The organism is Nocardia pneumoniae NBRC 100136 (assembly GCF_000308755.1).
Lineage (GTDB): Bacteria > Actinomycetota > Actinomycetes > Mycobacteriales > Mycobacteriaceae > Nocardia > Nocardia pneumoniae.
On sequence record NZ_BAGF01000068.1, the window covers coordinates 14,309 to 29,141 of the forward strand.

The following is a 14,833-nucleotide window of genomic DNA, read 5'->3' on the forward strand; positions in this document are numbered from 1 at the left end:
CGTCCTACAGCGCGTGCGCGTCCAACCAGCCGCGGGCCACATCGCCCGGCGCGGCACCCTCATCTCGGACCCGCCGGATCATGGCCGCCAACTCGTCGGTCGTCAGCTCACCCGCGACATAATTCAGCTTCTTGATCTGCCGCTGGTCGAGCAGCCCCTTGCGAAACACCGGCAGCACGTTCTCCGCGCGCACGGCGTAGTCGTCGTCGGAGAGCACGGTCATCCCCTCGGTCGCGCCCGGCGCCAGCTCGGGCGGCCCGGCCAGCAGACCGGCATCGATCTGCCCGTCCAGCAACGCCTTTCGCAACGCGACCGGATCGGAGAAGGCCACGGTGGACGCGAAGTCGCACCCGGTGACCCGATCGAGCGCGGCCGGACGCGGCAGCAAACCCGGCGCCGACGCCACGCCTACGGTCAGCCGTCCGCAACGGGGTGCGAGATCGCCGACGGACTTCAGCTTGTCGCGCGCCGCCGCCTCCGCGGTGACCACCACACGCGGCCGCAGATCGGTGCCGTCGGCGATGTCGGAGACCACCAACCCCTCGGGCAACGCGGCGCTCAACGCGTCCGCCACCTTCTTCGGTGGGCGAGCGGTGGCGTGCTCGTCGAGATGGGCCAGCAGCGCGCCGGTGTGCTCGCCGACCACCTGCACCCGGTCGGCGTCGAGCGCCGCGAGGTAGTCGGCGCGACCGCCCAGACGAGCCGCGACCGCGGTACGCGCACCGGTTCGCGCCAGCGCGCCCGCATAGACTTCCGCCAGCACCGCCGACTCGGCCGAGTCGCCCGCCCCGACGGTGATCGACGGCCCTGGTTCATCGTTCCCGCAGGACACGACCAGCGCGACGGACGCGAGGACCAGAAATCGAGCCAGCACCCGCTGTGACGCGGCCAACACCATCCGGCGACACCAACTCTCCGACGATTCGACGCAGGCAACGTTAAAACCTGGAAGCGGGCAGTATGGACAACCAGAATGTACCGGCGGCAGCTCGGTGCCGAGACCGCGCACCGCCGTCATGTCGGAAGGACTCCTGTGAAAACCACCCGCACCCTCGATGCTGCCGGGCATCATCGCCCCGCGCTGCGCGTCGCGCTGCGTGCCGCTCGCGTCCTCGCCGCCGCCGCGGCCCTCGCCGCCGCGATGGTGCTGTCCGCGTGTGGCAATTCCGATCCGCTCGCCGCGAGCGGCAGCTGTTCGGGGGACGGGCTGATCGTGGGCTCGGCCAACTTCCCGGAGTCCGAAACCGTCGCCAACGTGTACGCGGAGGTGTTGCGCGTCAACGGGTTCGCCGTCGACACCAAGCTCAACATCGGCAGTCGCGAAGCCTACATCCCGGCGGTACGCCAGTGTGCCATTTCGGTGATTCCCGAGTACACCGGCAATCTGCTGCAGTACCTGGACAAGAACGCCACCGCCACCAGCGCCGCGGACATCGACAGCGCGCTCGGCGCGGCGCTCGGCGACGGCCTGGCCATCGGCACGCCCGCGCCCGGTGAGGATTCCGACGCCGTCGTGGTCACCCGCGCCACCGCCGAACGCTGGAACCTGCGCACCATCGGCGACCTGGCCGCGCACTCGGCCGAGGTGAAGTTCGGCGCGCCCGCCGAATTCCAGGAGCGCCCCGGCGGCCTGCCCGGCCTGAAGAAGAACTACAACCTCGACATCGCCGCGAACAACTTCGTGCCGATCGCCGACGGCGGCGGCCCGGCCACGGTCCGCGCGCTGGTCGAGGGGCAGGTGACCGCGGCCAACATCTTCACCACCTCGCCCGCCATCGCGCAGAACAACCTCGTCGTGCTGCAAGACCCCAAGCACAACTTCCCCGCGCAGAACGTCGTCCCGCTGCTCAACGCGGCGAAGAAGTCGGACAAAGCGCTGGCCGCGCTGAACGCGGTGTCGGCGAAGCTCACCACCGCGGAGCTGATCAAGCTGAACGAGGCCGTCTCCGGTACCAGCAAGACCGAGCCGAAGGCCGCGGCCACGGCCTGGGTCGCCGCTCAGGGGCTGAACAAGCCGGTCGGCTAGGGAGGGGAAGAACTGTTGTCCGATATCGAGTTCTCCGGGGTCGGCAAGACCTATCCGGACGGCACGCACGCGGTCGCCGACCTCGACCTGCGCATCGAATCCGGGTCGTTCACCGTGTTCGTCGGTCCGTCCGGCTGCGGCAAGACGACCTCGATGCGAATGATCAACCGCATGATCGTCCCCAGCTCCGGCACGATCAGCATTGCCGGACAGGATATTTCGACGGTAGACCCGGTGCGTCTGCGCCTCGGCATCGGGTACGTCATCCAGAGCGGCGGCCTGCTGCCGCACCGGACGGTCCTCGACAACGTGGCGACCGTCCCGGTGCTGCGCGGCGACTCGCGCCGCGCCGCCCGCGCCGCCGCGCTCGAGGTGCTGGACCGGGTCGGCCTTGACCGGTCGCTGGCCGGTCGCTACCCGGCGCAGCTTTCCGGAGGGCAGCAGCAGCGCGTCGGCGTGGCCCGCGCGCTGGCCGCGGACCCGCCGATTCTGCTGATGGACGAGCCGTTCAGCGCCGTCGACCCGGTTGTGCGCGCCGAATTGCAGGTCGAAATGCAACGACTACAGGCCGAATTGCACAAGACCATCGTGTTCGTCACGCACGACATCGACGAAGCGATCACCCTCGGCGATCGGGTGGCGGTGTTCGGCCGCGGCGGCGTGCTCCAGCAGTACGACCCGCCGCAGCATTTGCTGGCCCAGCCCGCCACCGATTTCGTCGCCGATTTCGTCGGCCGCGACCGCGGCTATCGCGGGCTGTCCTTCCGCACCGCGAAAAACATACCGCTGCACGAGATTCCGACCGCCGTCGCGGACGAGGTGACCGCGCTGCGGCTGGACGCGGGCGAGTGGGTGCTGGTGGTCGACGCGGCGGGTAAGCCGCTCGGCTGGGTGGACGTGACCGGCGTCGAGGGCTTACGCGCCGGGCGCGCGCTGACCGACAGCATGTCGGCGGGCGGTTCGCTGTTCACCCCGGCCGGTGACCTGCGTCAGGCACTGGACGCCGCGATCTCCGCGCCGTCCGGAATCGGTGTCGCCGTGGACGATTCCGGTGCCGTGCGCGGCGGCGTGCTGGCCACCGAAGTGCTCGAACAGTTGGCGGGTCAGCGTGCGCACGAGGACGCCGAACGCAACCGGCACTTCTTCGAACAGCACGTGCCGTGAGCCGGAGAGCGACATGAAATATCTCGTGGAGAACTTCGCGGAGATCATGGGGTTCACCGCGACCCACCTTTACCTCGCGCTGGTACCGCTGCTGCTGGCGCTGGTGATCGCGGTCCCGGTCGGAGCGCTGGTGCGGCGGGTGTCGTGGCTGCGGCGGGTCACGGTGACCGCGGCGAGCCTGGCGTACACCATTCCGTCGCTGGCGTTGTTCGTGATCATCCCTCCGCTGGTGGGGATTTCGACCATCGACCCGCTGAACGTGATCATCGCGCTCACCGTGTATTCCACGGCGCTGCTGGTCATCGCGGTTCCGGCGGCCCTGGATTCGGTACCGGTCACCGTGCTCGACGCGGCCGACGCGGTCGGCTACAGCCCGCTGCGCCGCACGCTCACCGTGGATATGCCACTCGCCGTTCCCGTTTTCGTGTCCAGCCTGCGAGTGGTGGTGGTGACCAATATCGCGATGGTGTCGGTCGGCGCGCTGATCGGCGTCGGCGGGCTCGGCAAGCTGTTCACTCAGGGCTATCAGCGTGACTATCCGGACGAGATCATCGCCGGCATCATCGTGACGCTGGCACTCGCGCTGCTCGCCGACCGCGTGGTGTATGCCCTCGGCCGTTTGTCGACACCGTGGGTGCGCGCGGACGCCAGGATGGGTAAAGCGAAAGGCGGGGCCGCGTGAACCTTTTCATCGACGCCTGGCACTACCTCACCAACGGCGCCAACTGGGGCGGACCATCGGGCATCGAAACCCGCATCGTCCAGCACCTGTGGTACAGCCTCCTGACCGTCGCCGTCTCGGCGGCGATCGCGGTGCCGCTCGGCCTGGTCATCGGCCACACCCGGCGCGGAGCGGCGGTCGTGGTCGGCTTCGCCAATGCGATGCGCGCGCTACCGACACTGGGCCTGCTGACGTTCGTGGTGCTGCTGCTCGGGCTCGGGCTGGTCCCGCCGCTGCTGGCGCTGGTCACGGTCGGCATCCCGCCGCTGCTGGCGGGCGCGTACGCCGGAATCGCCAACGTCCCGGCCGATGTCGTGGACGCCTCGCGCGCCATGGGCATGACCGAGCGGCAGATCCTGTTCCGGGTGGAAGTGCCCAACGCGCTGCCCATCCTGCTCACCGGTCTGCGCGGCGCCACGCTCCAAGTGGTGGCCACGGCGACCATCGCCGCCTACGTCAACCTCGGCGGACTGGGCCGCTACATCTTCGACGGCATCAGTCTCTACCGCTACGACCGCGTACTCGTCGGCGCGCTGCTGGTCGCGGTCCTCGCGATGCTGCTGGACGGTCTGCTCGCGTTCACGGTATGGGCCAGCACGCCGGGGACCGGCCGTTTGCGCCGATCACCGCGGCTGGCAATCGCTCCCGCCACGGATTTGCGGACCGCGGACTGAGAATTCATGCCGCCCCGACGACAAGGGCGCCTCGTTCGATGCGAACGGGGCGCCCTTGGTCTCTGCGCGGAAGACTCGCCTTACGCGACACCCTCGGCGCGGGCCGCGGCCGCGACCGCCTCGGCGACGGCCGGGGCGACCCGCGGGTCCAGCGGGCTCGGGACGATCTTCTCCGGACCCAGCTCGTCGAGGACGACGCTGAGGATGGCGTCGGCCGCGGCGATCTTCATGCCCTCGGTGATCCGGCGCGCGCCCGCGTCCAGCGCGCCCTTGAAGACGCCGGGGAAGGCCAACACGTTGTTGATCTGGTTCGGGAAGTCGCTGCGGCCGGTGGCCACGATCGAGGCGTACTTGCGCGCCACCTCGGGGTGGATCTCCGGGTCCGGGTTGGACATGGCGAACACGATCGACTCCGGCGCCATCGACGCGATGAGCTCCTCGGCGATCAAGCCCGCGGACAGGCCGAGGAACACGTCGGCGCCGGTCAGCGCCTCGGCCGCGCCGCCGGTCAGGCCACGCGGGTTGGTGCGGGTGGCCAGCTCGACCTTCACCTCGTTGAGGTCGCCGCGGTCACGGCTCACGATGCCCTTGGAGTCGAGCACGGTGACGTCCCGGACACCGGCGGCGAGCAGGATGTTCGTGCACGCCACACCGGCGGCGCCCGCGCCGGACACCACGACCTTCAGGCCCTCGATGCCGCGGCCCTGCACCTTGGCCGCACCGTTGAGAGCGGCCAGCACCACGATGGCGGTGCCGTGCTGGTCGTCGTGCATGACCGGGCAGTCCAGCGCCTCGATGACGCGCTTCTCGATCTCGAAGCAGCGGGGCGCGGAGATGTCCTCCAGGTTGACCGCGCCGAAGCTCGGGCGCAGGCGGATCAGCGTCTCGACGATCTCGTCGACGTCCTTGGTGTCCAGCACGATCGGGATCGAGTCCAGTCCGGCGAACTTCTTGAACAGCGCGGCCTTGCCCTCCATCACCGGCAGCGAGGCGCGCGGGCCGATGTCACCGAGTCCGAGCACGGCGGTGCCGTCGCTGACCACGACCACGAGCCGATCGGTCCAGGTGTAGCGCTTGGCCAGCGCCGCGTCCTCCGCGATCGCCCGGCTCACCTGGGCGACGCCCGGCGTGTAGGCGATGGAGAGGTCGCGCTGGGTCTCCAACGGCGCGCTGAGTTCGACCGAGAGCTTGCCGCCGAGATGTCCCGCGAAAATTTCGTCGTTGGTGATTTCGGAAAGGCTTGCGGTGGCATTCGGTGCGTCAGTCACAGGTGACACGATTTCACTCCTGCTCGGGTCGGGCTAAACCGGGGGACGGTTACCACCGGGTAATGGGTATAAGACGTTTCACTACGCTCATCGAGTGCGCTGACCGGGATGTTTCGAGCGGCTGCGAGCGAACACGGCTTGCCGATTCGATGGCATGGCGCGGCACTGATCCGCGAAGCAAGAACCGGACGGGTGGGTCCGGATAGAACATGCGGTGTGATCCCTCGGGCCGCGACGGTACGTCGCGAGGCGAAGGCCTCCGTAACTCCCCTACCCGGCGGTGGCATAGGTAAGGAATCCGACACATTCTGCCAGCCCGGTGGGCGACTTGCCAAACCGGTTCCCCTTGGGCTGTGTCGCGCGTCATCATTTCACGGTAGGGTGCGGGAATTACCGTGAGGTAAGCGGAAACTCGCATCTCAGGGCCGTGACGCGGTGAGTTGTCGCACCGACCGGAACCCTGTGCGTGTGAGACCTCGGCGGTGCCTCGGCCTCCCCCTCGGCCCGGCGCGGATTGCCGACGAACTCCGCCCGGCCGCGCCCATTATGCGACTGCTTCACCCTTCGCGCGACCCGACACGCGCTACCTTGTCCGACTGCGCTCGTCGCGCCGGTGCCTCCGCGTTCGCTCGACATGACGGGGACTGCAGACGAATCTTCTCCGACTGCGCCCATCGTGCGGCTGCCTCAGTCTTCGCTCGACCGACGCTCGAACTACAGGAAATCTCGCCCTGCCCCAGCATTGACGCGGAAACGGACGGATCTCGCTCGACTGCGCCCACGGCGGCCCCAACCCTTTGTCGACCCCACGCGTACCCGAGGCGAAGCCCGCACTACTGCTTCTAGGCGACGATATCGCGCGCCTGTTCCTCCGCCGTCGTCGTCGGCGCATCCGGACGCACCCACACGTTCCGCACCCCGCCCGATATCAGCCGCACACGCCAATGATCGGTGGCGCCAGGATGATCGGTGCGGCGGTGCATGCCCCGGCTCTCGGTGCGCGTCAGCGCGCTGTATTTCGTCCACCGCGCCACGGCGAGCAGCGCGGCGGCCTGCCGGGCACGCAGGCGATCCACACCGCTTCCGCCGAGATCGAACTCCGCGCCGGGCCACATCGCGTCCAATTCGCGGATGCTGTCGCGCAGGCTGCCCGCGCTGCGCCAGTAGCTGCGCCGCAGCGGCAAGGTGTGCTCCTGCACGAGCCCGACCACCGCCCTCGGGTCTATCCGCGCCACGGCGCCCAGCCCGGCCCCCAGCACCTCGTGCGCCGGAGCGCGCCGGTCGGCAGCACGGGCGAACGTCGCCGCGCCCGCGCCCGCCCACACGCCGGAGGCGATGGCCCACGCGCCACTCAGCCCGCTGAACCCGCTCACCGCACCGGTGATCGCCTCGCGGCTGGCGACGTCACCCGCGGCGAACAGACCCGCGACGGTCGTGGCGCAGTCCGCTCCGGTGACGCGCAGTCCCCCGGTGCCGCGCACCGTGCCCTCCAGAACCGCACGCAGCGGCACCCGCCGCGCCCGGTCGGCGACCCCATTGCGCGTCAGCCGAGCGTGCCCGGCGACCGGCGCGTCGTCGAGCGCGGCGAACACCCGGCGACCATCGGCGATGACCGCGAGCGCAGCCGAGCCGTGCCCTGGCAGCTCATTGCCGGACTCGTCGTAGAGGGCGGCGAAGTGCAGCGCGAGACTCGGCTGCGCGGCCGGTTCGGTATGCCCTACCGGGGTCAGCCCGTAGGCACTGGAGAACTCCATCCCGGACAGCTCGGCGCCTGCCTCCGCGGCTAACAGCAGTCCGTCGCCGGTGTCCACGTCGGTGCCGGTTCCGCCGGACAGGAACGCGCAGCCACCGGTGGCGACCACGACGGCACCCGCGCGCACGGTCCAGCGCCGGAACCCGTTGTGGTGCTGGAGCCCGGTGGCGCCCGCAACCACCCCGTCGCGATCGACCATCAACTGCAGCGCGGGATGATGATCGAGGACGCGGACCCCCGCTTCCCGCACGACGCGCCGCATCCGCCGCAGGTACCCGGCGCCGTCGAGATAGACCCGCCGCGTCGGCGCGCCCGTCGTTTCGGCGGAGACCCGATGGCCCCACCGGGTCAGCTGCTCGACCCGCTGATGGGTCTCTTCGAGCACCCGATGCATCCAGGCCGGATCGCCGAGCCCGCCGCCGTGCGCGTATCCGCGTCGCACCGCTTCGTCCCGAGCGGGGCCGGGCGGAACGTGCCAGATCGAGATCGCACCGCGGGCGGTCGGTCCGCTCGATCCGCATCGCGCCTTGTCGACGAGCACCACGGTCGCGCCCGCCGCCGCGGCCGAGACGGCTGCCCAGGTACCGGCGGGACCACCGCCGATGACCAGTACATCCGTCTCGAATTCACCCACAAAGACAAATGTTCGGGCACAATTCACCGGCCCGCAACCAAAGCGGATGCCTCAGCTCCACCATTGCGTCCACAGCAATAATCCAGCAGCGAGGAAAACCACCGCCGATCCGGTCACGGCGGCCACACCCCGATGCCGGTCCGCGTAGAGCTGCGCCGCGAGTACCACGGCGGCGGCCGCCACGTGCCAGGCGACCGACTCGCCGCCAGGCCCGGGAAACCCGCGCCGATCCGCGATGACGGCGGTGCCGACCACGACGAGCATGCCCGCGAATGTTCCCGCGGCGACGAGGCCGCTGAGCCCGCGCACCAGTCTCACGAGGCGATCACCGGCACTCCGCTGGCCTTGCTCACCAGCTTCTCGAATTGCGCCGGGTCGGTGGTGAATTCGCCGAGCCGGATGGATTTGTTCGCGCCGTGGTAGTCGGAGGAGCCGGTCGTGAGGAGACCGAGTTCGGCGGCCAGGTCGGTCAGCAGGGCGCGGTCGGCGGCGGAGTGGTCGGGGTGCGCGATCTCCAGCCCGCCGAGTCCGAGTCCGGCCAGGTCGCGGATGTCGTCGAGGGCGAGCAGCCTGCCCCGCTTGCGCGCCCTGGTGTGCGCCAGGACGCTGACCCCGCCCGCGGTCGCGATCATGTCGACCGCGCGGTGCAGCGGAGTATCGGCCTTCTCGGCGTAGTAGCGGCCGTGCGGGGCGAGCAGCTCGGTGAACGCCGCGCCCACGCTCGGCACCACACCGGCTTCGACCAGCGCTCGCGCCAGATGCGGACGCCCCGCCGACGGCCCGGCCGAGGCCAGCACGGCGTCCGGATCGATGGGCAGTCCGTCGGCGGCCATTCGCTCGGCCATGGCGCGCAGACGCTCGACCCGCTCGGCGCGCAGGCGCTCGCGCTCGTCGGCGAAGCAGCGATCGGACGGGTCGAACAGATACGCCAGCAAATGCACCGGAACCGGCCAGCCGTCCTCACCCAGACCCACGCAGGACATCTCCATGCCGCGGACCAGCGTGATCCCCTTCGGTAGCGCCTCGACCGCCTCCGCCCATCCCGCCGTGGTGTCGTGATCGGTGATCGCGACGACGTCCAGGCCCGCCGCGGCGGCGTTGCGCACCAGTTCGGCCGGAGTGTCGGTACCGTCGGACGCGGTCGAATGGGTATGCAGGTCGATACGCACGCCCTCAGTCATACCGTGTGGGGACATCGCGCCGCACGCGCAGGCGGCCTTCGGCGCACCCGTGAGCGAGCGTCAGCGAGCGAACCGAGAACACAGCGCGCAGTCGCGCACGACGCAGCCGAGCGCCAGCGAGGCGGAGTCGTGAGCGAGCGTCAGCGAGCGAACCGAGAACACATCGCGCAGTCGCGCACGACGCAGCCGAGCGCCAGCGAGGCGGAGTCGCGAGCCCGTAGCATCGTCAGGGTGCCGTCGTTTCCCCCGCTCTCGTCGTTTCGCGGATCCGGCCGAACACCGCAACAGCGGTTCATCCCGGTGCCGACCGAACGGGCGATCGTCGACTGCGCGGTCTACGTGGAGGGCAAGCGCCTGCCCGGCCGGTTCACCCACAAGCAGGCGCTCGCGCGCGTGCGCGACGAGGCGACCGGATTCGTCTGGGTAGGCCTGCACGATCCGGACCCGACGCAGATGGCCGACATCGCGGCGACATTCGGGCTGCACCAATTGGCCGTGGACAACGCGCTGCAAAAGCACCAGCGGCCCAAGCTGGAGCGCTACGACGACCTGCTGATGCTGGTGCTGCGCACGGTCAGCTACGTCGAGCACGAGATGAACACCGTCAGCGAGATCGTGGAGACCGGTGAGATCGTCGTGTTCACCGGCCGCGACTTCGTGGTCGCGGTGCGGCACGGCGAGCATTCCGGGCTCGCCGAGGTACGCAAGGCGTTGGAGGAAGACCCCGCGCAGCTGTCGCTGGGGCCGGGCGCCGTGCTGCACGCGATCATCGACCGGATCGTCGACTCCTACATCGCAGTGGCCCAGTCGGTCGAGAACGACATCGACGAGATGGAAGAGGAGACCTTCACCCCGCGCAGCAAGGTCACCGTCGAATCCATCTACCAGCTCAAGCGTGAGGTGGTGGAACTGCGGCGCGCGGTGAATCCGCTCGCCGCGCCGCTGGAGCTGCTCAGCCACAACCCGGACCTGCCGGTGCCCAAGGAGGTTCGGCGCTATCTGCGCGATGTCAGCGAGCGCCACACCGGAGTCGCGGAGCGGATCAACGACTTCGACGAGGCGCTCAGCGCGCTGATCAGCGCGGCGCTGGCCAAGGTCACCGTGCAGCAGAACACCGACATGCGCAAGATCTCGGCGTGGGTCGCGATCGCGGCCGTGCCGACGATGATCGCCGGTATCTACGGCATGAACTTCGAGCACATGCCGGAGTTGAGGCAGGTCTGGGGTTATCCGGCGGTGTGGGTGGTCATCCTCGTCATCTGCGGGGGTTTGCTCATCACCTTCCGCCGGAACAAGTGGTTGTAGCCGCGGCTCACAGGCTGGCCGCGCCGCGTCCCGGATCGCGCACGTCGATCCCGGCCTCCTGCCAGGCATCCCGCAACGCCTGCGCGCCGCGCACCCGCACCCACGCCGCCTCGGTGGCCGTCACCGGCGTCACCGCGAAGTACCGCACCGGTTCGGCCGGTTCGGGCAGCACGACGTCGGGAATCTCGCTGTCGCCGAGCAGAACCGCGGTGAAGGGCGCGTCGCGCCACATCGGCTCACCCAGATCCATCAGCGCGTCCGCTTGCAGCACAACGCCTTCCACGGCGGGCGCGGCGGCCAGCACGCCGAGCGACTTGGCCAGCCCCGAGCTCGCGCCGACGCCGGACCGCAGTGTCAGCACCAGTTCCGCGCGCGGCCCGCGCACCGGATCCGCGTGCAGCGCGGCGGGATCGCCCATCGGGTGCCTGGACCCGCCCAGCGTCGCGTAGTGCACCAGATCGCCGTCGACGATGCGCAGGATCTCGATCGGCTCCAAGCCGAGGAAGGTCACCGACGCCGCGTCGACTCCGGCGGCATCCACCCCGAAATGGCCCAGCACCGCGGTGCGGACCGTCTCCAGTACTTCCATGCGTCAGATGGCCAGCCGCGCGAGCATATCGCGCGCCTGCTCGGCCGACTTCGGATCACACAGCACGTCGTAACGGCCCGCGACCAGCTGCATGGTGGACGCGAAATCGCGCTGACCCCTGGTCGCCGCGTACGGGATCGTGGTCGAGATGACGCCGAAGATGATGCCGCCGATCAGGCCGACCAGCAGCGGCCCGAACGCGCCGCTGGTGGTGAACAGGCTCAGCAGCAGACCGAGGAACAGGCCCAGCCAGGCGCCCGACACCACGCCGCCGCCGATCACCTTGCCCCAGGTCAGCCGATAGAGAACCCGCTCGACCTGCATCAGGTCGACGCCGACGATGGTCACGTCCTGCACCGGGAACTGGTTGTCGGCCAGATAGTCGACCGCCTTCTGCGCCTCGGCGTAGGTCGGGTAGGAGCCGACCGGCCAGCCCGACGGGGGCGTCGGAAGGCCCTGCCGCGCGCGGTTCGAGTTCCCCAAGGGATTCGTCATGTCTCTATTCTGCTATCGCTACCGATCCGGCGTCGGGGTGAAACGCGTGGTGCGCGTCATTCCGGCGGCCCGGCCCTTCTCCGCGATCACCTGGGCCATCTTGGCGCTCGCCTCGTCGATCATCTCGTCGCCGAGCATGACCGCGCCACGGGCCCCACCGGCGGCGGAGGTGTGGAAGGCGTACGCGTCCAGGATCTCTTCGGCGCGGTCGTAATCGGACTGGCGCGGGCTGAAGATCTCGTTCGCCGCCTCGATCTGGCCGGGGTGCAGCACCCATTTGCCGTCGAACCCGAGCGCCGCGGTGCGCGCGGCCGCCCTCCGGAACCCTTCGACATCCCGGATCTGCAGGTACGGGCCGTCGATCGCCTGGAGTCCGTGCGCGCGGGCGGCGAGCAGGATGGTCATCAGGATGTGGTGGTAGGCGTCGCCGGTGTCGTAGCCCTCCGGCTGTTCGCCGACCACGAGGGTGCGCATGTTGATACTGGCCATGAAGTCGGCTGGACCGAAGACCAGGGTCTGCACCCGTGGGCTCGCGGTGGCGATCGCATCGATGTTGCGCAGTCCCAGCGCGTTCTCGATCTGCGGCTCGATGCCGATCCGGCCGACGTCCAAGCCGCAGGTCTTCTCCAGCTGGGTCAGCAGCAGGTCGAGGGCGCGCACCTGACCGGCGTCGGTCACCTTGGGCAGCAGAATCGCGTCCAGCGCCGCGCCCGCGCCCTCGACCACGGAAATGACATCGGTGTACGTCCATTCGGTGGTCCAGTCGTTCACCCGGACCACGCGCAGCTGCGATCCCCAGCCGGAGTCGTTCAGCGCCGCCACGATATTCGCCCGCGCCTCGGCCTTGGCCACCGGCGCGACCGCGTCCTCCAGATCGAGGAACACCTCGTCGACGGGCAGCGTCTTGGCTTTCTCGATCATCTTCGTGTTGCTGCCCGGACAGGCGAGCACCGAACGGCGCGGCTTCATGATCACTCCCGTCGATCGTGGCGCGGGGGTCGGACACCCGCTCGCGAACCTCTAGCCTGGCAGCATGGCAGCAACCAGGGTGTACGTCGCCAGGCTGGCCGGCCTGGTGGTGCTGGGACCGGACGGCGAGTCTATCGGCCGGATCCGTGACGTCGTCGTGGCCATCCGCTACGACCACCAGCAACCCCGTGTGCACGGACTCGTCGTCGAACTGCCCACCCGGCGGCGCATTTTCGTGCCGATCCTGCGGGTCACCGCCATCGAGCCGGGGATGGTCACGCTGAACACCGGGACCGTCAGCCTTCGGCGCTTCACCCAGCGTCCCGGCGAGATGCTCGCGCTGGCGCAGATCGTCGATTCGCTGGTGCGGGTGCAGGACCCGGACCTGCCGGATCTGGCGGACGTGGACGTGCACGTGGTCGACCTCGGCATCGAGCAGACCCGCAGCAGGGATTGGCTGGTCAGCCGGGTGGCGGTGCGCGGACACCGCAGGCTCGGACGCAGGCGCACCGTGCACGTGGTCGACTGGACCAGGGTGTCCGGCCTGACCCCCTACGAGATCGACCGGCGCGGACAGGACGTCACACAGCTGCTGGAACAGTTCGAGGGCATGCGCGCGGCCGACGTCGCGCATCTGCTGCGCGAGCTGCCGGAGAAGCGGCGCGTCGAAGTGGCCGTCGCATTGGACGACGAACGCCTCGCCGACGTGGTGCAGGAACTGCCCGACGACGAGCAGGTCGAGCTGCTCAGCCACCTGGAGACGCGCAGAGCCGCCGACCTGCTGGAGGCGATGGATCCCGACGACGCCGCCGACCTGCTGGGCGAACTGCCCGAGGGCGAGGCCGAATCGCTGCTGGCCCTGATGGATCCACAGGAGTCCGAGCCGGTCCGCAGGCTGCTCGAGCACTCGCCCTACAGCGCGGGCGGTTTGATGACACCGAAGCCGGTCATCCTGACGCCGTCCACGACGGTGGCCGAGGCGCTGGCGCGGGTGCGCAATCCCGACCTGACCCCGGCGCTGGCCTCCATGGTGTTCGTGGTCCGTCCGCCCACCGCGACGCCGACCGGTCGCTATCTCGGTTCGGTGCACATCCAGCAATTGCTGCGCGAGCCACCGGCCCATCTGGTCGGCGGCATTCTCGACACCGACCTGTCGCCGCTGCGCCCTGAACTCCCGCTGGCCGCGGTGACCCGCTACTTCGCGACCTACAACCTGGTCTGCGGTCCGGTGGTGGACGAAGAGAACCACCTGCTCGGCGCGGTGAGCGTCGACGACGTGCTCGACCACCTCCTGCCCGAGGACTGGCGTGATCAAGAAGCCAACGACGAGAGAGGCGGGGCATGAGTGACAGCGACGCCGGCGTGCGGATCGGCTACAGCAGGGCGCGTCAACGCCTGGAGACGCCACTGGAAAGCCGCTTCCGGCTGGAGTGGGACGCCGAAGCGATGGCCCGCAGCAGCGAGCGGGTGGCGCGATTCCTCGGGACGGGACGGTATCTCGCGGTTCAGACCATCGTGGTGGCGGTCTGGATCCTGTTGAACATCTTCGTGGTCACGCTGCGGTGGGACCCGTATCCGTTCATTTTGCTGAATCTGGCCTTCTCCACCCAGGCCGCGTACGCCGCGCCGCTGATCCTGCTGGCGCAGAATCGGCAGGACAACCGGGACCGGGTCGCCTTGGAGGAGGACCGGACGCGGGCCGCTCAGACCAAGGCGGACACCGAGTTTCTGGCCAGGGAACTCGCGGCGTTGCGCCTCGCGGTGGGCGAGGTGGCTACACGTGATTACGTGCGCCGCGAATTAGAGGAAATAAAAGGAATTCTGGACCGGATCGAGTCCGCGGAATCAGCGGAAGGCGAGATTCGCGCGGAAGGAACGGGAAAGGCGGGACGCAAGAAAAGCTCCGGCCGAATGTCCGCTCCGGCACCGGTTTCACCGCCGATAAGCGATGATTGACCGGAAATACCCGACAACGACCTGACTGGTGGGTAACCTGGACACCGTTGTCCTGAGCGACCCGGGCAGGGGATGTCCCGGACAACCGCTCCCGTGAC

The 14,833-nt window shown here is 69.3% G+C and carries 15 protein-coding genes; 7 read left to right on the forward strand and 8 right to left on the reverse strand.

Annotated elements, in window-relative coordinates:
* Positions 1-4: 4 nt before the first annotated feature.
* On the reverse strand, positions 5-898 hold the full coding sequence (locus ON34_RS21500) for an ABC transporter substrate-binding protein (protein ID WP_040782176.1): 894 nt from the start codon (positions 896-898) through the stop codon (positions 5-7).
* A gap of 195 nt (positions 899-1,093) precedes the next feature.
* Between ON34_RS21500 and ON34_RS21505 the strand changes: the two genes are divergently transcribed.
* From ON34_RS21505 to ON34_RS21520, 4 genes are read left to right on the forward strand one after another with little or no spacing between them, the layout of a single operon-like run.
* On the forward strand, positions 1,094-2,026 hold the full coding sequence (locus ON34_RS21505; RefSeq protein ID WP_373291958.1) for an ABC transporter substrate-binding protein: 933 nt from the start codon (positions 1,094-1,096) through the stop codon (positions 2,024-2,026).
* A 15-nt stretch (positions 2,027-2,041) separates the two neighbouring features.
* Complete coding sequence (locus ON34_RS21510; protein WP_040782178.1) at positions 2,042-3,190, forward strand: ABC transporter ATP-binding protein; 1,149 nt, start codon at positions 2,042-2,044, stop codon at positions 3,188-3,190.
* A gap of 13 nt (positions 3,191-3,203) precedes the next feature.
* Positions 3,204-3,872, forward strand: a complete 669-nt coding sequence (locus ON34_RS21515; protein ID WP_040782180.1) for an ABC transporter permease — start codon at positions 3,204-3,206, stop codon at positions 3,870-3,872.
* A complete protein-coding gene (locus ON34_RS21520; protein WP_040782182.1) occupies positions 3,869-4,585 on the forward strand; it encodes an ABC transporter permease in 717 nt (238 codons plus the stop codon). Before ON34_RS21515 ends, ON34_RS21520 begins: the two co-directional genes overlap by 4 nt.
* An 80-nt stretch (positions 4,586-4,665) precedes the next feature.
* Here ON34_RS21520 and ON34_RS21525 read toward each other — a convergent pair whose 3' ends face one another.
* The 4 genes from ON34_RS21525 to ON34_RS21540 form a co-directional block, all read right to left on the reverse strand.
* Positions 4,666-5,862 (reverse strand): NAD(P)-dependent malic enzyme, encoded by a 1,197-nt coding sequence (locus tag ON34_RS21525; RefSeq protein ID WP_040782184.1) that lies wholly within the window; start codon positions 5,860-5,862, stop codon positions 4,666-4,668.
* Between the two features lie 833 nt (positions 5,863-6,695).
* Positions 6,696-8,240, reverse strand: coding sequence for an FAD-binding protein (locus tag ON34_RS21530; RefSeq protein WP_051022947.1), 1,545 nt, complete (start codon positions 8,238-8,240; stop codon positions 6,696-6,698).
* A 51-nt stretch (positions 8,241-8,291) separates the two neighbouring features.
* Entirely contained in the window at positions 8,292-8,558 is a 267-nt protein-coding gene (locus tag ON34_RS21535) for a hypothetical protein (protein WP_040782185.1), read from the reverse strand.
* Complete coding sequence (locus ON34_RS21540) at positions 8,555-9,409, reverse strand: PHP domain-containing protein (RefSeq protein ID WP_040782198.1); 855 nt, start codon at positions 9,407-9,409, stop codon at positions 8,555-8,557. Before ON34_RS21540 ends, ON34_RS21535 begins: the two co-directional genes overlap by 4 nt.
* Positions 9,410-9,652: 243 nt before the next feature.
* Between ON34_RS21540 and ON34_RS21545 the strand changes: the two genes are divergently transcribed.
* The gene (locus ON34_RS21545) at positions 9,653-10,726 is read left to right on the forward strand and encodes a magnesium and cobalt transport protein CorA (protein WP_040782210.1); all 1,074 of its coding nucleotides are present in this window, start codon (positions 9,653-9,655) and stop codon (positions 10,724-10,726) included.
* Between the two features lie 7 nt (positions 10,727-10,733).
* Here the strand turns inward: ON34_RS21545 and ON34_RS21550 are convergent, their stop codons facing one another.
* The 3 genes from ON34_RS21550 to ON34_RS21560 are packed head-to-tail and all read right to left on the reverse strand — an operon-like array spanning position 10,734 to position 12,779.
* On the reverse strand, positions 10,734-11,315 hold the full coding sequence (locus ON34_RS21550; protein WP_083889614.1) for a suppressor of fused domain protein: 582 nt from the start codon (positions 11,313-11,315) through the stop codon (positions 10,734-10,736).
* A 3-nt stretch (positions 11,316-11,318) separates the two neighbouring features.
* Entirely contained in the window at positions 11,319-11,810 is a 492-nt protein-coding gene (locus ON34_RS21555) for a YflT domain-containing protein (protein WP_040782186.1), read from the reverse strand.
* Between the two features lie 18 nt (positions 11,811-11,828).
* Positions 11,829-12,779, reverse strand: coding sequence for an HpcH/HpaI aldolase/citrate lyase family protein (locus ON34_RS21560; protein WP_040782216.1), 951 nt, complete (start codon positions 12,777-12,779; stop codon positions 11,829-11,831).
* Positions 12,780-12,843: 64 nt separating this feature from the next.
* On the opposite strand from ON34_RS21560, the gene ON34_RS21565 reads away from it, so the two are divergent.
* Together ON34_RS21565 and ON34_RS21570 are read left to right on the forward strand one after the other, a co-directional pair.
* A complete protein-coding gene (locus ON34_RS21565) occupies positions 12,844-14,124 on the forward strand; it encodes a magnesium transporter MgtE N-terminal domain-containing protein (protein ID WP_040782188.1) in 1,281 nt (426 codons plus the stop codon).
* The gene (locus tag ON34_RS21570) at positions 14,121-14,735 is read left to right on the forward strand and encodes a DUF1003 domain-containing protein (RefSeq protein ID WP_040782190.1); all 615 of its coding nucleotides are present in this window, start codon (positions 14,121-14,123) and stop codon (positions 14,733-14,735) included. Before ON34_RS21565 ends, ON34_RS21570 begins: the two co-directional genes overlap by 4 nt.
* Positions 14,736-14,833 lie beyond the last annotated feature (98 nt).